Origin of the sequence: Caproiciproducens sp. NJN-50, from assembly GCF_004103755.1 — a bacterium.
GTDB lineage: Bacteria > Bacillota > Clostridia > Oscillospirales > Acutalibacteraceae > Caproicibacter.
This window is the reverse complement of record NZ_CP035283.1, coordinates 787076-808984: the sequence shown is the minus strand read 5'-3', so window position 1 is coordinate 808984 and position 21909 is coordinate 787076. Positions and strand designations below refer to the sequence as shown.

The following is a 21909-nucleotide window of genomic DNA, read 5'->3' as shown; positions in this document are numbered from 1 at the left end:
GGGGAGATTCCTTTTGCCCTCTGTTCTTTTTACTGGTCGAAAGCCGCCATTCGAGCCATGTCGCCTTTCAGGTCCTCGTAAACCGAACGATAAACGGCATAGTATTTGTTGTAAATTTCATGACGCTCTTTGTTGCAGGGAATCTCCTTCCCCATTGTCTGCCATTTTTTTACCTCGTCGGAAGTCAGACAGCCGGTACCTAGGCCTGCGAGAATGACATCGCCAAGATTCGCTTCGACATCATTGGCAGGACATACAATCGTATGCCCCGTCACATCGGCAATGATCTGCCTCCAGATTCGGGATCTCGTCACACCGCCCGCCACAATGATCTGATCGCCAAGGTCTGTGTTCGTACTCTCCATCGAATGGCGCAGAGAATAGGCGATTGCTTCCAAAAAGGCACGGTAAACATGGGCTCTTGTATGATTGAGAGACAGGCCCAGAACAAGACCGCGCGCATTTGTATCCCACACGGGGCTGCGCTCGCCCATAAAATAGGGAAGAACAATCAGCCCGCCGCTCCCCGGGTTAAGCTTTTCCGCTTCAAGGTCGAGAACCTTATAGGCGCTTTCGCCGCCTTGTTCTTCCGCCTGTTTTTCCGTTTGAGCGAAATTGTCGCGGAACCATTTCACAAGCGCGCCGGCGGTCGCCGCTCCGCCAAAGGAATAGGACAGGTGCTTTGAATCAAAGGTATAAGGCATTTCAATCAGCCCTTTTGCGTGAAGAGGCTGGTCATGCACCAGCGCGGCGCACATGCTGGTTCCGATTGCCGCAACATAACGGCCCGGTTCAAACACCCCGAGTCCGAGCGTTGCGACGACGCAGTCGACCCCTCCCGCGCAGACGGGCGTCCCTGAGCAAAGCCCCAGCTTAGAGGCGGCCGATTCCGTCAAACCGCCCACCACCGCACTCGATTCCACGATTTGCTCCGGCATCATGCTGCGTGGAATCCCCATGGCATCCAGCATCTCTGTGGACCAGCATCTCTTTTCCTCATCGAAAATTCCGCCGATGTTTCCCGCGGAGGAGTAATCAACGGCCACCTTTCCGGTAAGCTTATAAATAACATAAGCATTGGGCGGTAAGAATAATTTCGTTTTTGCCCAGTTTTCCGGTTCGTTATCTTTTATCCACAGGATTTTCGTATACCCGTAATAGGGGTCCGTCCCGTTATGGGAAACCTCATGGATCTTTTGCGCTCCAATATGCTCCAGCACCCACTGCTGCTGCTTTCCCGCGCGGCGGTCCATCCAGATGAGGCACGGGCGCACGGGTTCCATATTACGGTCCAGCGGAATCCCGCTTCCCCCGTAAAGCCCGCTGACGCAGATGCCCTTTACCTCTCCGGCCCTGATTGCCGCCTTCTCGAAGGCGCGGCGGATGGAACGCTCCGTTGCGCTCACCCATACGTCCGGCCACTGTTCCGCCCACAAAGCATGCGGAGTCAACACATCATATTCCTCAAGGTCGGATGCGATCAGGTTTCCCCGCGTATCCATCACGATTGTTTTTGTGCCGGAAGTTCCAATGTCCGTTCCGATCAAATAGTTCATCCTTATTCCCCCGCCCATCATGTTCGAATTACTTTTGAAATTTTGCAGCGCCACTTTGAGTAAAACAGTCCGAGACTCCATCCCTGCTCCATCCAGGCCGGCCTCTATCTCCCGGTCTGGTAGATATTGCGGATCGAGTCGATAATGACGGCGACAAAAATCATCACGCCGCCTGCCAGCGTTATCATTGTCGAAGGAATTCCCAGAATCGCAAGGCCGACTTGAATCACCGTCAGCAGTAAAGTGCCCCCCAGGACGCCCACGATGGAGCCTTTGCCGCCGGTCAGACTGACGCCGCCGATGACCGCCGCCGCGATGCACAGGTTTTCATAAGAGCTTCCGAAGGAAGACGTCACGGCGCCCATATATCCGGAAAGCAGGTATCCCGCAAGCCCTGACAGAAAACCGGAAAGCACATACGCTCCGACTTTGACGGTTCGCACATTGATTCCGGCGATGTAGGCGCTCAGCGAATTTCCTCCGACCGCAAACACGCTTCTTCCAAAGGAAGTCTTATTCCATAGAAAATAAAAGATGATGAAGATGCCGAACAGGACCAGCGGAAGGGCGGGAAAGATTCCGATCTTACCCTGACTTATGTATTTATAGGAATCCGGCAGCTGCGAAATGGTGGTTCCGTTTGTAATGGCGAGCAGCGCACCTTCCAGGACCAGATTCATCGCAAGGGTTTCAATGAAAGCATTCGCCTTCAGCCTGGTCACGATCAGTCCGTTGATAAAACCGACCGCGCCGCCTACAAGGAGAATGACAAGGACGGAAAGAGGAATCGGGAACCCCCTTTTCATTGCCATTACACCGATCAGCGCTGAAAATCCCGCTGTTCCCACCGTACACAGATTGATGTCTCCCAGCAGCACTACCATCGCCACGGCAAGCGCCAGCATGCCTAAAACCGTGCCCTGAACCAGAATGTTCGATAAGATTCCGAATGAGTAAAACGAAGACTGGAACATTCCCATAATCAGTATGGATACAACCAGCAGGATCCATACGATATTATTCATGCAAATATCCAATACAGTGCTTCTTTTTTGAAGGCCATTTGCTTTCACTTAAATTTCCCCTTTCGCATGATCCCTTATCTCCGTAACGCGAACGACGTCCAGGTCTTTATTGTCCATCTGCGCCACAATCTTCGAATCTTTGAAGAATATCAGTCTGTCCGCCACCCGAAGCAGCTCTTCATAGTCGTTTGTCAGGTACAGAACGCTTACGCCGGACTGCGTCATTTTGTCGATGGTGGCGATGATTTCTTCCCTGCTCTTAATGTCGATTCCAATCGTGGGCTCATCCAATACCAGCAGCTTCGGTTCCGCGGCCAAAGCACGGCCTACTACCACTTTTTGTTGATTTCCGCCGGACAGGCTGCTGATCGGGTCATCGATCCCATTGCACTTCAGGTTGAGTACGTCTTTATAATGATCCGATATCTCGCGCTCCTTTTTCATATTGATAAACCCAAACGGTTTCTTCAGCTTGCTGTGAAGCACGCTCATGCCGATATTATAATTTACCGTAAACTGAGGGATCAGGCCTTCCCTTTGCCTGTCATAGGAAACATAGGCTAAGCCGTTTCGGATCGCCTCTTTGGGGCTTTTAATGGACAATTTCTTTCCCAGATACAATATTTCGCCCTTTGAGAGCTTGTTGGCGCCAAACAGAGTGCGGCACATCTCACGCGCGCCGGACCCTGGAAAACCTATGATCCCCAGAATCTCTCCCCTATAAATATCAACCGACACATCGTCAAGCCCTTTGGCAGTCAGATGCCTGCATTCAAACAGTTTGTTCTCATCCTCAAAATCCGTTTTGTTCTGTCTCTGCGTCAGCTGTACTTTTTCGCCCGCAACCAGTCTTGAAAGGTATTCCTCCGTAACTTCTTTTGGATTTTCCACGGGATACATACATCCGTCTCTCAGTACCGTGATCTCGTCCGAAAGTTCTTTTACCTCGCCCAGATAATGCGAAATGAAGATGAAAGCGATTCCTCCCTCTTTCAGCTTCCTGATAAACGCAAACAGCTCATCCCGTTCCCTGTTGGTGAGCGCCGTAGTGGGTTCATCCAGGATAATCAGCTTTGCGCCCTTGTGCATCGCGCGAATGATGTTCAGTTTTCTTACATCGATCGACCTGAGATTGCGGACCATTTCCGCCGGCGAAATGTCCAGGCCATACCCTGCCAGTTCTTCTCCGGCGGCCTTGTTCATCGCCTTCCAATCCACCATTCCCCGCTTGGACTTCGGCAGCAAGCCGACAAATATGTTTTCCGCCACGGTAAGGTTACATTTTCGCCCTCAAAAAACACTTCGCCGGAGGTTTGGGGATATACCCCCGCGATAATGTTTACCAATGTGGATTTTCCGGCACCGTTCCGTCCTAAAAACGAATGGATCCTTCCACTTTTTATTTGAATGGAGATGTCCTTGAGAACTTGGGTGGTCCCGAAAAACTTCGATATCTTTTTTATGTCAAGAAGAATATCATCATCCAAACTTATTTCACCTTCTCATTTTCCATATAAAAACCGTTTCCCAACGTGTATCAACTCATCCAATAACAAAACAGCCAACTCAAAAAGGCATTTTCAAGAACAAATCATCACCTAAATGAGCTGGCCGTTATGTAAAACCTCAAACCAATGGCCCGCAGCTGACCTTCCTCACCGGGCTTCCTTTAAAAGCGCCGTTTCGGCCAGCCGGGTACCGGATTTATCCACCGCTCGCCATACACTTGCACTGCTCTGGAAAACTGTTCGGTCTTGCCAGGGACATCAAGGGAAACGCAGGGCTTTTCTATTTGACGACATTTCCCCAGATGAGCGGATCGTCCGCATTCGTCTTCGTTACTTTCAGAGGAGCCAGCACGATCGTCGGGCCGCAGTTCCCCTTTGAGAACTCAACTTTTTTGTTAAGGTATTTCCCCCGGGGTTCAAATGTTCCGGATGTGGGAATTTCTTTTCCCTTCACCGTATACTCGTTCAATACTTCCGCGGCAATGCCGCCGACGCCCAGGACATCGATAACGATTTCAGAATCCACATAATTGTCGCGGATATCGTCAAGAATTTGCGACGCGCCGTCGTGGGAGATAACAAAAACATGCTTGTCGTTTCCGATCGGATACCACATGTCGTTGGTTTTCAGCGCTTCGACCGCGCCGAGAGTTGCGGTGTCGGTCGGCGTATTGATCAGGTCGATCGTCTCATTGCGGGACTTTGAATCCGCTATAATGTTGTTCAAAGCGCTTGTGGCCACATCCGCCTGAGGCGCGCCGAGCACGGAAATCAGCTTGATGTCGGAATATTTCTTGATTTCGTCTTCAAATCCTTTTGCCCTGTCTTTAAACACCTGAGAAACGACTTCGCCGTACAGATCCACTACAACACCCTTGGGCTTGCCATACTTTTGGGTAAGCAAACGGATCGCTTCCTCCGCCGCAGCCTTGCCGGAAGCAATGCTGTCAAACAAAACGGAGACTGCGACATTCGCATTGTTCGCCTGGTTGTCGATTACGGCGAGCGGAATCTTTGCGTTGTTGCATTTTGTAATGACGTCCGAGACACTGTCGCTGTCGTAAGGATTCAGGATGATCGCCTTCGGCTTGACATTGTCGATCAGATTGTTCATCTGGTCGTTTTGCTTGGCCGCATCCGATTCCGCTACCGTGACTTTTCCGTCATAGCCGAGCATCTTGGCGGCGTCGGTAACGCCCTTCGCCATTGCGACATGCACCGTTTCCGTGGAGTTTTTTGTGGAATACCAAATCTCGTTGCTGCCGCCGTTCGCCGCAGCGGCGCCGCCGGATGTCTCCGCAGTGGAAGCCGTATTGGCTGCCGCGCCGGACGTTGTGGAAGATGAATTCTGAGAACTGCACGCCGCAAGCGGTACCACCATGCTTACTGCCAGTAAAATCGCTAAGCACCTTTTCTTCATCTTTTTTCCTCCCAAACTCTCATTTTCAAAATGTTTAGACTGCTGCCTGCATTCTTTCTGCCTGAAGTCCAACCAATATAAACCTCAGACAAAACAAATTTTTAAATCACCCCTTTTTCTCGAATATTAAGGATATGATCGGCCGCATCCTGGCAAGATTTTGATTCAGCAGGCCGGATGCAGCATTAATCCAGCAATCCCAAAAACTTTGCGCTCATACAGACAATCTTAAACAACCGTGAAGCATCCGTCAATCAGCATATCGCAGCCGGAAGTGTAAGTGGATGCATCGGACAGGAAGTAGATAACCGCTCCAGCCAGCTCTTCCGGTCTGCCCATCCGTTTAAACGGAATCGAGTTTACCCAGAGCTCCTGCCAATCCTTTCTGACGTTTCCGGTCATTTCCGTCATGATATACCCCGGGCTGATCGAGTTGACGCGTATCCCTTTCCCGGCCCATTCGACGGCCAGGGATTTTGTCAAATGCGCGACGCCGGCCTTCGACGAGTTATAAGACGCCTGGCCCTGCGGAATATTAACAATGGTGGCGGACATCGAAGCCGTATTCACGATGTTTCCTTTTTTGCCGTTGCGGACAAGATATTTTCCGAAGGCCTGCGCAACAAAAAAGATCCCATTCAAATTGACGTCAACGACCTTCAGCCAGTCCTGAGGGGTGCAGTCCAGCGCATCTTTATGTAAACAGATCCCCGCATTGTTAAACAGCAAGTCCAGCGTTCCCATTTTACGGGCTGCTTCCTCTATCGCTTTTTCAACTTCCTGAGGCTTTGTAACATCACAGGCGACCGCCGCCGTCCGCACTCCATATTCTTCGGCGATATCCCTCGCAACTTTCGTGGCATCGTTTAAGTCAATGATAACGACGTCGGCCCCGGCATCTGCGATAAACCCGGCAACGACTTTCCCAATCCCCTGATTGCCGCCGGTTACCACCGCGACTTTTCCACCGAGTGAAAAAAGATCGTTCTTCATTGTTTTTTCTCCTTTTGTTGCATAATATTGTGGTGATGTGCTATAATACATTTTATAAAAACTATTTACAAAATGTATTTATATTATACGCTATCCTTTTCCTTTGTCAAGATTTTTATTACATATAAACAAAGATTTTCACACCACCCATGAATCAGTCTCCACATCGCACATCATTTTTCTTCTATGCTAATAAACGAGTACGACGCGCAAAAGTATCACCAACACGGAAAGCTGAAAGGATGAACAGCTAACTTCGCTGCGTAGGTCTAGCCATGAAAATAAAATTCGCCCAAGTGTTGGCTTTTTTCTTAGAAGGAGTAAAATTGATATGAATCAATCATTTGAGTTTTAGGCAATCATTACGCAGGTTTGAAGCACACCCCCGAAAACGCCGGCGGCTTTATGAAAGAAATAAAAACGGGAGAAAAAAAGACGTATGAATATCGTTGATATCAAACAAAACAACAGGAAAAAAATCTATTTTTACATACGCGAGAACAATTTTGCAACAAAGCAGGATATTGCTTACGACCTGCAGCTGAGCCTGCCGACAGTCACACAGAATTTGGAGTATTTATGCAAAGCCAAGCTGATCGGCTCCAACCAGAAACTGTCGACAAAATCAGGCGGCAGAAATCCGATCGCCTATTCCTACATTGCCGATGCAAAGGTCGCCATCGGGTTGGATATAACCAAGCACAGCATTAACGGTGTGGTCATGGACCTGATGGGCAATGTCATCAACCGTATTTTCCTGAAGCGGGATTTCCGAAACAACGGCGAATATTTCATCTTATTGGGAAATCTTGTAGAGAACATGATTGACAACATCCATCTGGACCGGCAGAAATTATTGGGAATAGGGATCGCCATGCCGGGCCTGATCAATGAAGAGCAGGGCCTTGTCGTCGACGGCAGGGTCATTTCCAATACGGGCATAAGCAATAAAGACTTTGTAAAGTACATTCCTTATCCCACCAAACTGGTCCATGACTCCAACGCTTCCGGCTTTTCCGAAATATGGATGTCGCCCGAGATCCACAACGCATTTTACATCAGCCTGTGCAACAGCATCGGCGGTTCCGTGCTTGTGAACGATAAAGTATATATGGGAGACGGACTGTACAGCGGAGAAGTCGGGCATATGAATCTGGTTCCAAACGGCAAGCCATGCTATTGCGGGCAGCGGGGGTGTTTTGACGCGTACTGCAACGCGGAAAGGCTGGCGAATTACTCCAACGACGACCTGGGCCTGTTTTTCCTCCGACTCAAACAAGGGGATGAAATGCTTCAGAAGGTGTGGAATGAATATTTGGATTATCTCGCCATCGCAGTGCATGATATCCGGATGCTGTTCGGCTGTAAGATCATCCTGGGCGGTTACGTAGGCGCTTACATGAAGGACTATATGGATTTATTATGTGAGCGAGTCAATGCAAAAAATCCGTTTGGAGAAAATGCCCATGAATTTTTACTGCCCTGCAAAAACAAAGTTGAATCCGTAGCTACGGGCGCTTCGCTTTACTTTATTGATGAATTTTTCAAGAATTTCGGCAAAAATCCAATGGAGGATTGAAAGCGCAGCCGTTTCCGGTTTTGCCTCCGACTAAAAGCGACACGCCAATAGGTTGGGCCGAGAGACTCTTCCCGCTCTTTCCGCGAATGCATAATCGATAAATTAAGGCAGATACTTTTCATGAGGTGATCTCCATGCAAAACGAACAGAATCCATTTACGGATCCGGATATGAAACAGTATTTTTCTTCTCTGCCTTCGATTGTTCAGGAATCCATCGAACAAAGCGGAGTCAAATTCGAGTCTCTTTCACAGCTTAAATCATTCGCCGAAGGTATGATCCATAAAACTTAACGCAGCCGCTTCTTTCCCACACCTAAACCGGTAGATCCTATGGATTTGGCTAAATGCTACCCCGCCCTATCTCCCTCCTTAAAAAGCGGCCATCATAAAAAACAGGCCCGCCGGGAATAAATCCCGGCGGGCCTGTTTTTTCGATGACGGCAAAAACGAATCCAATTAAAGCTGAAACTATGTATTCCAAAAATCAAATGAGCCGTTAAGGATAGAACTGCTTTTCAGATTTAAATTTATTATTAACCAATCGACCGCGACTAATGAAAATAGATCTGTTTATTGCCCTGGACATTGAGCAGACCAGACAGCGAAAAGTTCCATCCTCATCTTCTAATTCATGTCTAAATCAATCAGAATTTTATCATCAATCTGGGTTGTGTCCGTTTCTCTGATTTTTTTACGAAGCCTCAAAATCATCGAGGGCGATACAGACAGCTCATCCACACCGAGTGCCAGAAATATTTCTGTCAGGTCCAAATCGGCGCCAAGTTCCCCGCAGATTCCCGCCCGGATCCCATTCTTGTGGGCATTGTCAATCGCCATTTTTATAAAGCGCAAGACCGCCAAATGATGTGGATTAAAAAATTCACCCAGATTTTCATTCTGACGGTCCATCGCTAAGGAGTATTGCGTCAGATCATTCGTGCCGATGCTGAAAAAATCCACTTCCTTTGCAAGCTTATCGCTGATCATGGCGGCAGCAGGAGTTTCAATCATAATGCCAAGCTGTACGTCACCGTCATAAGCATAATTTCCTTCATTCAATTCTTTTTTGACTTCATCCACAATTCTTTTGATCTTTACGATCTCCTCCACTGAAGTGATCATAGGGAACATGATGGCTATTTTGCCGAATGCGGAAGCTCTATATAAAGCCCTCAGCTGCGTTTTAAAAATGTCAACCTGCGTCAGGCAGATGCGGATGGCCCGCAGCCCCATTGCAGGATTTTCTTCTTTGGGTAAATTAAAATAACTCACCTGCTTATCCGCGCCGATGTCCAAGGTCCGAATAACAACCTGCTTTCCACCCATACTTTCTGCCGCCGCTTTGTAGGCTGAAAACTGCTCATCTTCGGTGGGGTACGTTTGATTTTTCAGAAACAGAAATTCGCTTCGGAATAAACCAATTCCTCCGGCGTCATTTAACAATACTTTGCCAAGGTCATCCGGGCTTCCGATATTGGCGTAGATATCAATATGCCGTCCATCCAGAGTTATATTGTCCTTTCCCTTAAACTGCTCGACCAGCTTCTTTTTTTCATTCTCCTGACTGAGCTTTTTCTCGAAAGCTTCTGAAGTCTCTTTGTCCGGCTCAATGTAGACTTTTCCGGTAAATCCGTCAACAATCGCATCCATGCCGTCATATTCCGGCTGCAGCTCTTCGCCGACTCCTACGATTGCGGGAATATTCATGGTCCGCGCGAGAATAGCCGTATGGGAATTGACTGAGCCGTTTTTCATAACAAATGCCAGTATTTTGGTTTTGTCCAACTGCACCGTTTCGCTGGGTGCCAAATCATCTGCGGCAAGGATAACGGGCGAGTCAGACGAAATGGATCTCTGCGCTATACCGGATAAAGCAGCAACCAACCGCTCCGAAATATCCTTTACATCCATGGCTCTGCCTTTCATGTAATCGTCGTCCATGCTGGAAAACAATTTTGCAAAGCTCTCGCTTGTTACCCGAACGGCATACTCGGCGTTTACCTTCTGTGTCCTGATGATCGCTTCAACGGAATCGCGGTAATCGTCATCTTCCAGCATCATTTGATGGATCTGAAAAATTTGCGCAGCTGCCTCTCCGGTTTCATGCAGTGCTTGTTCATATAGTTCTTCAAGTTCGCTGATAGCTCTTTCAGACGCCTGTTTATACCGCGCAATTTCATTTCCGGTATTTGTAATCTGATACTTGCGGATTTCAATCGAATCATTCCTATAAAAAAGGATTTTACCGGATACGATTCCGCCGCAGGCATTTTTCCCACTTAAAACAAACATCCTTATTTCCTCGGTATTCAAAGATTATTTTTGAAAAAGTCTTCCAAGACCTGTATGGCTTCTGTCTCGTCCGGCCCATTGGCCTTGACTTTAACTTTATCTCCTCCTTTTATGCATAAGCCCATCAAAGGAAACAATTTTTTCGCATCGGCATTTTTTGAACCTCTCATAACCGTCACCTGTGACTGAAACCGCTGTGCCTGTTTGACAAGAAGGCCTGCGGGTCTTGCGTGGATTCCACTTTCATTTTTGATGACATATTCAAATTCTTTCATCATCACTCGCCTCCTTTATTATATTAAAGTGAACTCCTGTAACATTTCGGAACGCACAGCATTTTACTGTGCGTTCCGATAAACGGGTAGGCCTGGACTGTCGCAACGTGTGAAGACGGCATTATACGCATTTTTCGTAAGTGGCAAGCACGCTTTTCCCCGCTTGAACGGTTCCTTCCGCGGAATATCGGAATTGAAAATCCCGCGCATCTGTCACTACTACCATAGTAATGAGATTGAATCCTTTGTTCTCCAGGAAGTCTTTATCGACCCGGATGACCGGATCACCTTGTTTCACCTGCGACTTTTCAGCCGCCAGAACTTTGAATCCTTTCCCCCCCATGGAAACGGTATCCACCCCAATGTGCACCATGACTTCAATCTTATTCGGCAATACCAACCCGAAGGCATGAGGTGCCAGGGTATCGATCATCCCGTTGGCAGGGGAACAAATCGTCTGGCTGGAAATTTGAATCGCGACTCCGTCGCCCAAAATCTTCTGGGAAAAGACTTCGTCCGGGACTTTTTCCATTGGAACCAAATAACCATCTGCAACCGCCAAAAGTGCATTGCAAGGTAAGAAATCTTTATATCTCCTTTTTTCTCTTGAAAACAAATTAAACAAAATAAAATCCTTTCCCGCCATATTGGGTGTATGAGTTTTTGCGTATCTAAGCTGTTATTACGACTTAAATGCACTTTGGCAACCGGTGAATCGCTTTATCCCAAAGGCTGCTATTTTTTGATGTCCTCAAATCCAAGAATATATGTAACCACGCCGGAAACTACAATCGCAGTCGCGATTCCAAGGAGAATTGCGGTAATGGTGTTCTCAAATATAGGCACCGCAAGAATGGTCGAATATCCCATAACAAAAGCCTTTGCACCCAAAGCACCTGCGACCAGACCTCCTGCAGCGCCGCCGGCCGACACTCCGAAAAGAGGCTTTTTCAGCCGGAGAGTGATACCATATATCGCAGGTTCGGTAACACCGGCAAAAATACAGCCTATTCCACAGCTCACAGCTTCAGAGCGTAGGTCTTTACTCTTTGTCTTCAACGCAACAGCAAAGCAAGCTCCGCCCTCGGACATATTATGAAGGATTAACGCAGGCCGGAAAAGGGAGTCGTACCCGGTTGATGAAAGGAGCTGAACCATAACCGGGCTGAAAAGGTTATGCATGCCAGTCATAATCATATAAGGCAAGATTGCCGCAACCAACGCCAAGGCGACCGGCCCAATTACCGTTTGGAGCCAAAGGAGAAACGCGACCACATAATTGCCGACAAAAGTGCCGAGAGGCCCTAGTACGACTAAAGTCAATACCATACCTACGGTTATGGTAAGCATTCCAACAAATATGGCTTTGAAAATCCCCGGAATAATTTTATTGAAGAGCTTCTCCAGCTTTGCAACGGCATAGGTAGAAAGCAACGCCGGCAACAACGAGCTGGAATATTTCACCAGCATGACAGGCATCCCAAAAAGAGTAATCGGCTTGCCCGCCGTGACCAAAGCTACAAAATCAGGATATATAAGCCCCGCGGCAACAATCATGGCGTAAACAGGCGTGGAGCCCATTTTTTTCGACCCGCCGAAAGCGACGAAAATCGGCATGAAATAAAACGGAACCGTCGAAAGAAAATTGATCAGTTGGTAACTTTGAGTTTTCGTAATAAACGGCCAGATCAGGGAAAAAATCAGCAGGAAAACCTTCAGCATGCCGCCCGCGATCAAGCCCGGAATCATTGGAGTAATGGAAGAAACGATATAATTCAATATTCCGGAACCGAATTTTTTCAATAGATCCTTCGGCTTTTTCTCTTCGTTTCCTTTGCCCGGATCAATATTGTCCAGATTTTCGTCTACCGTTTCACCGACTTCAAAGCGATTGTTCTTCACAATCTCTTCAAATGTTGGAAGCAGGTTCTTGCCCAGAATAATTTGCATCTGCCCGGCACTAAAGGTATTGCCAAGGACGCCTTCTATTTTTTTGATTGCCTCTACATTTGCAAGGTTCTTATCCTTCAGCGTAAAGCGAAGACGCGTCATGCAATGCGTTACAGAGAGGACATTCCCGCTTCCGCCTACCGCCTCTACAATTTCGTTGGCAATTTTAATATAATCCATAATACACCCTCTCGATTTCCTTCTTTACATTTTTCACACAACTCACCCAAAAAGATTGTTTCATGCGATTTGAAGCCTGTGGCATCGGTGTCAGCATATCGCTATTCGTCCAGGTTGCCGCCGTTTTCTTCGATTACTTTTTTGTACCAGTAAAAAGAATCCTTTTTGTAACGCTTTAATGAACCCTGTCCGTCATCATCCATATCCACATAAACGAACCCATAGCGCTTTTTCATCTCGCCTGTGCTTAAAGACACTACATCCGTACATCCCCACATGGTATAGCCAAAACAAGGAATGTGATCAATGTTGATGGCATCTCTGATCTGGGCTAAATGATCCCTGAGATACCTGATGCGGTAAGAATCATGAACCGTTCCGTCTTTCTCCAGCGTGTCAACCGCCCCAAGGCCATTTTCGATGACAAAGAGCGGCTTTTGATAGCGGTCGTACAGTTCGTTGAGACAATAGCGAAGCCCTAATGGATCAATCGGCCATCCCCATGGGGTTTTCTCAAGATATGGATTTGGGTCACCCCCCATGATGTCGAATTCCGAAGATACATCCGCAATTGCGGAGCGATAATAGCTGAACGAAATGTAGTCCAACGTATCGTTTTTGAGCAGCTCGTCATCACCAGGTTCTTTGTGAATCACCACCTTCTTGCGCTGGAAGATCTCATGTGAATACCCTGGATAATACCCTCTCGACATCACATCTGCAAAAAATAGCGATTCTCTCCTTTTTTGATATGCGGCAAAAATGTCTTCGGGTTTGCAGGTCGCCGGATAGATCTCGCTCAGGGCAAACATCGTTCCAAATTTTGCTTCCGGAATGATTTTCCTCGCTAACTGAATTGCCCTTGCGCTGGCCACAAACATATGATGAACCGCTTGATAATGTGTCTGATGGTCCTGCTTGTGCGTACCGATCTGGGCATAGCCGCCGACCGCATTGATCTCGTTAAAAGTCAGCCAGTATTTTACTTTCCCTCGGAATCTCTCAAACAAGGCTCCGGCATACTTTACATAGCAATCAATCGTATGTCTGCTGCTCCAGCCATCATATGTTTCGCAAAGATAATAGGGAAGCTCATCATGGCAGATTGTGACAAGCGGCTCAATCCCGCGGCTAATCAAATCATCAATAACATTCTCATAAAACTTCAGACCTTCTTCATTGGGTGCCGATTCGTCACCTGTGGGAAAAATTCTTGACCAGCAAATAGAAAAACGATAGGTTTTGAAACCCATTTCAGCCATCAGGGATATGTCTTCTTTCCAGTGGTGATAAAAATCCGTGGCCTTATGGCTCGGATAATAGACATCACCGTAAAGGCACGCTTCCGCTCCATCCGGAAGCGAAGCCCGGCAGCCGACGCTTCCGCGGCCTCCGTCGCGGAGTTTCAGCGTGATCTGACGGGTCTGCGTCACGCTGCCTTTTGTCTCAAAATCATGGCTGAGAAGCCCTCTTCCACCTTCTCCGTATCCCCCCTCATACTGAAAATCCGCCGTGGCCCCTCCCCACAAAAAATCCTTGGGAAATTGTTCCAATTCAGAATTCCTCCTTCCATTTCAAAAAAGCATAAAAATAAGGCAAAACCACACAATACTTACCAGTACTTCGTGGTTTTGCCTGTTTCCAGTCACAATCCATACGCGTATTAGATTGGCTCTTATTTTATCTCTATCCGGTTTTATTGTCAACACGCCAAGATTTACAAATATGAAACGATTTTTTCGTACAATACCTATATTTGCAGAAAGACGGGCCTTTGCGAAGGACCAGGCTGCTGTTGATGAAATTATAATGGCAGCCCGCGTCATGCCAGCTTTTTGTGAATATTGCTTTTGCGATTTTTTACAGCCGGGAGGATGTCCAGCGTGGAATTAAGTAAATTATACAATATTTTAGTTTCGTTATCGTAAGGTTTGGCTATAGACTCCACGTGAATTTTTTGCTATCATTTACTAAATAAAACTAAATCAATGGATTGTGACTGGTCATGCAGGCAAAACCAAGCCGTTTGAGGCTGTGGTTTTGCCTTTTTGTTTTGATGAGGTGATTGCCGTGAAAATTACAAAAATCCTGAATAACAATGTGGCGATTACTACAAACGAAAGGGGAAAGGAAACCATCGTCATGGGACGAGGGCTTGCTTTTCAGCGCCGAATCGGCGATGAGTTGGACGCTTCTAAAATCGACAAGACGTTTACCCTGTCGGATAAAGGAGCTTTCTCGCGCTTTCAGGAGCTTCTGGAAAGCATCCCGATGGAGCATATCCTTTTATCCGAACGCATTATCAACTATGCGAAAATCAAGCTGGGGAAAAAACTCAACGACAGCATCTACGTCACACTTCCCGACCATATTTCAGGGGCCATTCAGCGCTATCAAGACAACTGCGCGATTAAAAATCCTTTATTCTGGGATGTTAAGCGGTTCTACAAAGACGAGTACGAAGTCGGCCTCAAAGCAAACCAGATGATAGGGGAAGAAACCGGGCTCCATTTTCTAGATGATGAAGCCGCATTTATCGCCTTACATTTCGTCAACGCTGAATTAAACGGAGATATCTCCAACATGTATGACATTACGCGCATCATGCAGGAGATCAGCGAGATTGTCCGACAGTATTTTATGATTGAATTTGATGAGAACTCTCTGAACTATTACCGGTTTATTACGCATCTCAAGTTTTTCGCACAACGGCTTTTAAATAATACCCACTACGATGACGACAGCACGGACTTGCTGGAGGTTATAAAACACAAGCATAAAAGCGCATACCAGTGTGTTGAAAAGATCAAACAGTTCGTATCAGAAAAGTACAAATTTGAGTTAAGCAGCGAAGAAATGCTCTATTTGACAGCCCATATTGCACGAATCATTAAATAATCCGCGGTGAAAAGGCTGCAAGCCGCACCGGGGGGCGATAAAGCTTAACTCTAGACAAATGTACGTTCACACAAGCCATGAAATCGTCTCAAAAACGGTTGACGATAAATCTTTCCGGATATATACTGGTATTCAGAATCCAAACCGATGGGAGACTGCCAATGTCTACAATCCGTTAATCAAAGAAATTCGCTTTGTAAAACTTGCTGCGTGTTGCGCGGCCTGTTTTGTGTCAGGCGATTTTAAGGGTTAATGGATATCGCCGGATTTTTGGTTTGGATTCAACGCCGTTATGGCTGTAATTTTGAAAAACCGGAAAGCCGCGCCAGGGTATCTATGCCTTGACGCGGCTTTTTCTGTGTGCAGGGGGAAAACTTATGAGAAATCTTCATGTTTACAGTCCGCCTTTTTGTTCCTTCCTGATTAAAACGCTCATTACAGGAAGGAAAATCATATTTGAAAAAAGCAACATGGACGGCGCATTATCTCAGTGCGCCGACAGCGGTTAGGTACTGCAAGCATTGCGGCGCCAAGACCGCCTTTGCCTCCAGCGGTCTTTTTCGGGTGAACGCTCAACAGAAAGCTCTGGACGTCTGGCTGATTTTCAAGTGTTGGAACTGCGATACGACATGGAATTGTACAATTATGTCCCGCGTTAATCCGCGCTCGCTGCCGCCGGATTTGCTTCAAGGATTTCACGCAAATGACGGGGAACTGGCAATGCGCTATGCGACGGATGCGGCGCTGCTCAAAAGGAATGGCGCTGAACCGGGAATCCCGGAAATTGAAATTCTGGGCGATACTGTTGATTTCACAGAACCAGTCTGCATCGAGCTGACTGCCGAATGGCCCTCCGAATACAAGACGGCAACAGCCGTCCGAAATAAGCTCGGCATTTCCCGCAGCCGATTTGACCGGTTATGTGAAAGAGGAAGAATCGTTTGCACGTCGAGGCAAAACCTGAAAAAATGCAAGCTCGCCGGTACAATCATCATTGAAATCCGATAGGCATTAGAAAGACGCGGGGTGTAATCCACATCCCGCGTCTTTCTGCGCTCGGCGCTGTGAGTCATGCTCAATCTGAGCTGCCGAAAGAACTGCTCCTGTCGAGTCTCCGAATGGAGACAAGCGGAAATCAGAAATACGCATTTTCCTCGCTGCGAAGCCTCCGAAAAGCCGATTGTCTCCAAATGGAGGCAGATATATAAAAATGGAGACAAAAACGTGGTGGGGATGAAAAGGGCGATGGGATTCTGAAAGGAATTTTATCCATTACGGATAAAAATCCATGCCTGGCATTGACAGGTATGCACAAAAATGTCCGCGCGTACAAAATTGGTATCGTGATTGCTCATGGGTAAACAGAAAGTAAGTGACTTGACCGGCCGGCGGGTCACTGCCGTAAAAAACCATCACACGGTGGTACAGATCGTAAGGAGGAATCAACATGGGCGAAACCTTAGAAAAATTAAAAGCCGGATTCGAAAATATAACCGTCGAAGCGGAAGACGGAATTGCGCTGGTCACCATGAACCGGCCCCAGGCGCTCAACGCGCTGAACAACCGGACTCTGGGGGAACTGGACGCGCTGTTCGGCTGCCTCGGACGGGAAAACGACATTTTCGGAGTGATTCTGACAGGCGCGGGAAAAGCGTTTGCCGCCGGAGCGGACATTGTGCAGATGCATTACTACAAATCGGAAGAGGGCAGAAATTACTCCGCCTATGCCCAGGGCGTTTTCAATCACATCGAGGCGCTTGAAAAGCCGGTCATCGCCGCGGTGAACGGCTTTGCGCTCGGCGGGGGCAACGAGCTGGCCATGAGCTGCGACTTCCGCATTGCCTCGGAAAACGCCGTTTTCGGCCAGCCCGAGGTAAAACTTGGGGTGATCCCCTGCTTTGGCGGCACCCAGCGCCTGCCCAGAATCATCGGCACAGGCCGGGCCAAAGAGCTTATTTACACGGGAAGGCAGGTAAAGGCCCAGGAGGCCTGCGCCCTTGGTCTGGTCAACAAGGTGGTCCCCAGAGATGCCCTGCTGGAGGAAGCCAAAGCCGTGATGAAACAGATTCTGGCGATGGCCCCCATCGCCGTCCGCTATGCGAAAGTGGCCATCAACCGCGGGATGGAAGTGGACCTGAAAACCGGGCTGGAGCTGGAAAAGGACGTCTGCGCCATCACCTTCGGAAGCGAAGATAAGCAGGAGGGCATGGACGCCTTTCTGGAAAAGCGCCCGCCGGTGTTTAAAAATAAATAAGATCCATTCAGGTTTTTCGCGTCCCCGCTTTTTTGAGCGCAGGGCAGAATTCACGAATTCTCCGATTTCCATTCCCCGTCTGCCTGAAAAGGATGAAAAGGATCAAATGAGGAGGAGTATCAATGACCGCTTTCGGCATTATTGGCATCATCCTCGCGTTTGCGCTGCTCATGTATATGATCATGAAAGGGTTCAACATCTATCTGACGGTTTTCTGCTGCACGCTTGTGGTGGCCCTGACCAGCCGGATGAATGTGTACGATGCGTACAAGGATTATTTCATGACCGGCTTCACCACGTTTTTTAAAAACTATTACCTGATTTTCCTGACGGGGACTCTGATGGCCAAGGCCATGGAGATCACCGGCGGCGCGAAGTCCATCGCAAAGTTCATCATCAAGATCATGGGCACCGAGTGGGCGTTTGTGTCCGTGCCTCTGGCCTGCGGCGTGCTGTGCTACGGCGGCGTGTCCGCTTTCGTGTGCTCCTTCTGCGTGTTCCCCATCGCGCTGCAGGTTTTTCACGCCGCGGACCTGCCCCGCAACTATATCCCCGGCGCGCTGTGCTTCGGATGTTCCACCTTTGCGATGATCGCGCCGGGCGCCGTGCAGATCCATAACGCGGTGCCGTCCACCATTCTGGGCACCTCGTTTATGGCGGGCGCCGTCAACGGTTTCATCTCCTGCGGATTCATGCTGGTGGCGGGTATCGCCCTGCTGCGCATCTGGCTGCAGAAGGCAAAAACCCGCGGGGAGCACTTCCTCGCTAAAGAAGGCGACGAAATCAATGAGGACCCCAACGAGAACCTGCCGAATCCTGTTGTGGCCCTGATCCCGCTTGTCATCACCATTTTCCTGGTCAATTTCAAGATCAACGGCGTCAATATCGCCAAAGTCGAGACCGGCGTCCTGGGCGGTGCCGTCTCGGCCGTTCTTCTGATGTGGAAGTTCATCAATGCCAAGGAGTTGCCCAAACATTTTGCGGACGGCGCCGCGATGGCCCTTTTCGCCATTACGAACACCTGCGCCGTCAACGGCTTCGGCGGCGTCGCCACCAACAGCCCCGTGTTCTCCATTATCACCAACGCGATGGTGAACATCCCTGGCCCGAAGCTTCTGGGCCTGGTCGTCGGGACCACGGTCATTGCCGGCATCTGCGGCAGCGCTTCCGGCGGCCTGGGCATCGCGGTGCCGATTCTGGGCCCGGTCTATGTGGCGCAGGGCATCTCGGCCGCCACGGTGCACCGCATCATGGCGCTGGCCTCTTCCGCCCTGGATTCCCTGCCCCACAACGGCTATATCGTCACCGTCACCAACGGCCTGTGCCACGAGACGCACCGCGACTCCTATCCGCTGACTTTCTGGCTGACCGTGGTGATCCCCTTGCTGGGCTCTCTGGTGGGGGTCGTACTGTTCACGCTGTTCCCCAATCTGCCGTAGGCGGGCCGTAACCGAAGAGATGCCGATCCACGAATTGCCGCCGCCGCGCAGCAACGGGCCGCAGGCGGCGGCCAACCGATGAAAATGAAAGAAGGAATCGTTATGTTTTTACCGCTGGAAGGCGTTAAGGTCCTGGACCTGACCTATTTTGTCGCCGGCCCCGGCACGGCGAAGATCCTGGCCGACTGGGGCGCGGATGTCGTTAAAGTGGAGCCCAGCTTCGGCGATCCGGGCCGGGGCACCGGCGGCACCATGTCGGCGCCCATCGAACGGGGGTGCAACCCCTGGTACACCGCTTACAACGCAAACAAACGGGACCTTTCGCTGAATCTGAAAAGCGAAAAGGGCCTCAAAATTCTGGACCGGCTGCTGGAAAAGTCCGACATTTTTCTGTCCAGCTACCGGACGGGCGCCCTGAGGAAAATGGGGCTGGATTACGAGACCCTCCATCGGAAGCATCCCCACATCATCTGGGCGCAGATCAACGGCTTCGGCGATTTCGGCCCCGCCCGGGACAACGCCGGCTTTGATACCGTCGCGTTCTGGGCGAGGTCGGGCTGCATGATCGACGTGGCCGAGCGCGGCACTACGATCAATCCCCCCATCGGCTTCGGCGACGCCGCCACCAGCTGCTCCCTCAGCGGCGGCATCTGCGCCGCGCTGTATCAGAAGGCCAAAACCGGCAAGGGCTGCAAGGTCATGGTTTCCCTGTTCGCTCAGGCGATCTGGAACACCAGCGCCGAGGTGGTGTCCACCCAGTACGGCGACGAGTATCCCAAAACGAGGAAAAACGCCGTGTCCCCCGTCATCAACTCCTACCAGTGTTCGGACGGCCAGTGGATCTTCCTGAGCATTCTGGAGCATGACAGATATTACAATACGCTGATGAAGGTTTTGGGAAGAGACGACCTGGTGGACGACCCCAGATTCTGCACTGCGGCGGCCGGCAAACAGAACGGCCCCGCGCTCATCGAGGTGATCGGCGGCGAATTCATCAAGCATACCCAGGACGAGATGGTCAAGCTGCTCACCTCCGCCGATATCGCCCACGAGCGGATCCAGCATGTGAAGGATGTCCTGGACGACCCGCAGGCGCTGGAAAACAAATACATCGTCCCGGTGGCCAACCTGGACGGGAGCGTGACCAAGCAGGCGATGACCCCTGTCCGCTTTGCCGCCGAGGAACCGGCTTCCGCGGACGATATTGAACCCACCGTGAGGTGCCATGCGCCCCTGGTCGGCGAACACTCCGTGGAAATCCTGAAAGAGTGCGGCTATTCCGACTCCGAGGTCGCCGGACTGTTGAAGGAGAACGTCATCACGGTGGACCGGTATTAAATTATTCAATGAAAAAGAGGAAGGGCGGGAAATCATGAACTTTCAATTCACCGACGAACAGCAGATGATTCAGCAGATGGCCCGGGACTTCGCCGGGGCCAAGCTGGCTCCCATCGCGGCCGAGCTGGATCGGACCGGCCGTTTTCCCAAAGAGATCATTGCGGAGATGGCGGACAGCGGCTTTATGGGAATCAATGTCCCGGAGGCCTACGGCGGCGCGGATATGGACGCGGTCTGCAAGGTGCTCGTCGTCTCCGAGCTGGCCCGGAAATGCGCCAGCACCGCCGAGGTTCTGGCCGTGCATACGATGGTTTCCGACATCCTGCGGAAATTCGGAAACGAAGCCCAGAAGAAAAAATATCTGACCGCCGCGGCCTCCGGCAAGATCGGGGCCTTTGCCCTTACGGAACCGGGCGCCGGCTCCGACGCCGCCTCCGCCAAGACCAAGGCGGTTTCCGACGGGGACGACTACGTCATCAACGGCACCAAATGCTTCATCAGCAACATGGGGCCCGAGGAGGGCGATTTCGTCGTGCTCGTCGCGCTGACGGATCCGGGCAAGGGCGTAAAGGGCATGTCCGCCATCCTGGTGGACCGGGGGACCCCGGGCTTTTCCCTGGGAAAGACGGAGGATAAAATGGGCATCCGGGCCGCGTCGGTTTCCGAGCTGATCTTCGAGGACTGCCGCGTTCCCAAGGCAAACCGGCTGGGCGCGGAAGGCGAGGGCTTCAAGATCGCTATGATCGGGCTGGACGGCGGACGCATCGGCATGGCGGCTCAGGCGCTGGGAATCTGCGACGAGGCCATCGCGGCCTCCGCTTCCTATATGAAGCAGCGGGTCCAGTTCGGCAGACCCATCGCCGCGCTCCAGGGCCTGCAGTGGTATATCGCGGACATGGCTACCCGCACCGAGGCGGCCAGGGCCCTGATCATGGAGGCGGCCGACCTGTACGACCGCGGGCTGCCGGTCAGCAAGCTGGCCTCCATGGCGAAATACTTCGCCTCGGAAAATGCCGTCTGGGTTACCAACAAAGCCCTCCAGATTCACGGCGGCTACGGCTATATGAAGGATTATCCCATTGAGCGCATGTACCGGGACGCGCGCATCATCCCCCTGTATGAGGGAACCTCCGAGATCCAGAAGCTGGTGATCGCCAGGGAAGCCATGAAGTAACCGGTCCAGGCTGCTCGCGATCGTTC

18 protein-coding genes are annotated in these 21909 nt (G+C 50.1%); 7 read left to right on the top strand and 11 right to left on the bottom strand.

Annotation, left to right across the window (positions count from 1 at the left end; genetic code table 11):
• Positions 1-29 precede the first annotated feature (29 nt).
• The 6 genes from EQM14_RS03910 to EQM14_RS03885 form a co-directional block, all read right to left on the bottom strand.
• Entirely contained in the window at positions 30-1556 is a 1527-nt protein-coding gene (locus EQM14_RS03910; protein WP_128741722.1) for an FGGY-family carbohydrate kinase, read from the bottom strand.
• Between the two features lie 104 nt (positions 1557-1660).
• Positions 1661-2581 carry an ABC transporter permease gene (locus EQM14_RS03905; protein ID WP_128741721.1) on the bottom strand — a complete coding sequence of 307 codons (921 nt, stop codon included), beginning with the start codon at positions 2579-2581 and terminating at the stop codon, positions 1661-1663.
• Positions 2582-2629: 48 nt separating this feature from the next.
• On the bottom strand, positions 2630-3850 hold the full coding sequence (locus EQM14_RS03900; RefSeq protein ID WP_128741720.1) for a sugar ABC transporter ATP-binding protein: 1221 nt from the start codon (positions 3848-3850) through the stop codon (positions 2630-2632).
• Complete coding sequence (locus tag EQM14_RS16945) at positions 3781-4068, bottom strand: ATP-binding cassette domain-containing protein (protein WP_164918956.1); 288 nt, start codon at positions 4066-4068, stop codon at positions 3781-3783. Before EQM14_RS16945 ends, EQM14_RS03900 begins: the two co-directional genes overlap by 70 nt.
• Before the next feature lie 301 nt (positions 4069-4369).
• Complete coding sequence (locus EQM14_RS03890; protein ID WP_128741719.1) at positions 4370-5509, bottom strand: sugar ABC transporter substrate-binding protein; 1140 nt, start codon at positions 5507-5509, stop codon at positions 4370-4372.
• A gap of 228 nt (positions 5510-5737) precedes the next feature.
• Entirely contained in the window at positions 5738-6502 is a 765-nt protein-coding gene (locus EQM14_RS03885) for an SDR family oxidoreductase (protein ID WP_205703198.1), read from the bottom strand.
• Positions 6503-6941: 439 nt separating this feature from the next.
• Here EQM14_RS03885 and EQM14_RS03880 point away from each other — a divergent pair, with 439 nt between their 5' ends.
• Entirely contained in the window at positions 6942-8081 is a 1140-nt protein-coding gene (locus EQM14_RS03880) for an ROK family protein (protein ID WP_128741717.1), read from the top strand.
• A gap of 626 nt (positions 8082-8707) precedes the next feature.
• On the opposite strand, the gene ptsP is transcribed toward EQM14_RS03880, so the two are convergent.
• The 5 genes from ptsP to EQM14_RS03855 form a co-directional block, all read right to left on the bottom strand.
• On the bottom strand, positions 8708-10375 hold the full coding sequence (ptsP, locus tag EQM14_RS03875) for a phosphoenolpyruvate--protein phosphotransferase (protein WP_128741716.1): 1668 nt from the start codon (positions 10373-10375) through the stop codon (positions 8708-8710).
• 17 nt (positions 10376-10392) lie between these two features.
• Positions 10393-10653 carry an HPr family phosphocarrier protein gene (locus EQM14_RS03870; protein ID WP_442861471.1) on the bottom strand — a complete coding sequence of 87 codons (261 nt, stop codon included), beginning with the start codon at positions 10651-10653 and terminating at the stop codon, positions 10393-10395.
• 118 nt (positions 10654-10771) lie between these two features.
• A complete protein-coding gene (locus tag EQM14_RS03865) occupies positions 10772-11275 on the bottom strand; it encodes a PTS sugar transporter subunit IIA (protein ID WP_164918955.1) in 504 nt (167 codons plus the stop codon).
• 110 nt (positions 11276-11385) lie between these two features.
• Positions 11386-12780: a PTS transporter subunit EIIC gene (locus tag EQM14_RS03860; protein WP_128741714.1), complete on the bottom strand. Its 1395-nt coding sequence runs from the start codon at positions 12778-12780 to the stop codon at positions 11386-11388.
• Between the two features lie 101 nt (positions 12781-12881).
• Positions 12882-14333 carry a glycoside hydrolase family 1 protein gene (locus EQM14_RS03855; RefSeq protein ID WP_128741713.1) on the bottom strand — a complete coding sequence of 484 codons (1452 nt, stop codon included), beginning with the start codon at positions 14331-14333 and terminating at the stop codon, positions 12882-12884.
• A 517-nt stretch (positions 14334-14850) separates the two neighbouring features.
• Here EQM14_RS03855 and licT point away from each other — a divergent pair.
• From licT to EQM14_RS03825, 6 genes are all read left to right on the top strand, one after another.
• Complete coding sequence (gene licT, locus EQM14_RS03850) at positions 14851-15678, top strand: BglG family transcription antiterminator LicT (protein ID WP_128741712.1); 828 nt, start codon at positions 14851-14853, stop codon at positions 15676-15678.
• A 456-nt stretch (positions 15679-16134) separates the two neighbouring features.
• Complete coding sequence (locus EQM14_RS03845) at positions 16135-16686, top strand: DUF1062 domain-containing protein (RefSeq protein WP_128741711.1); 552 nt, start codon at positions 16135-16137, stop codon at positions 16684-16686.
• A 439-nt stretch (positions 16687-17125) separates the two neighbouring features.
• Positions 17126-17932, top strand: coding sequence for an enoyl-CoA hydratase-related protein (locus tag EQM14_RS03840; RefSeq protein ID WP_128741710.1), 807 nt, complete (start codon positions 17126-17128; stop codon positions 17930-17932).
• 122 nt (positions 17933-18054) lie between these two features.
• The gene (locus EQM14_RS03835; protein WP_128741709.1) at positions 18055-19371 is read left to right on the top strand and encodes a GntP family permease; all 1317 of its coding nucleotides are present in this window, start codon (positions 18055-18057) and stop codon (positions 19369-19371) included.
• 78 nt (positions 19372-19449) lie between these two features.
• Positions 19450-20709, top strand: coding sequence for a CaiB/BaiF CoA transferase family protein (locus EQM14_RS03830; protein ID WP_243112609.1), 1260 nt, complete (start codon positions 19450-19452; stop codon positions 20707-20709).
• Positions 20710-20743: 34 nt separating this feature from the next.
• Positions 20744-21883: an acyl-CoA dehydrogenase family protein gene (locus EQM14_RS03825; RefSeq protein ID WP_128741708.1), complete on the top strand. Its 1140-nt coding sequence runs from the start codon at positions 20744-20746 to the stop codon at positions 21881-21883.
• Positions 21884-21909: the final 26 nt, after the last annotated feature.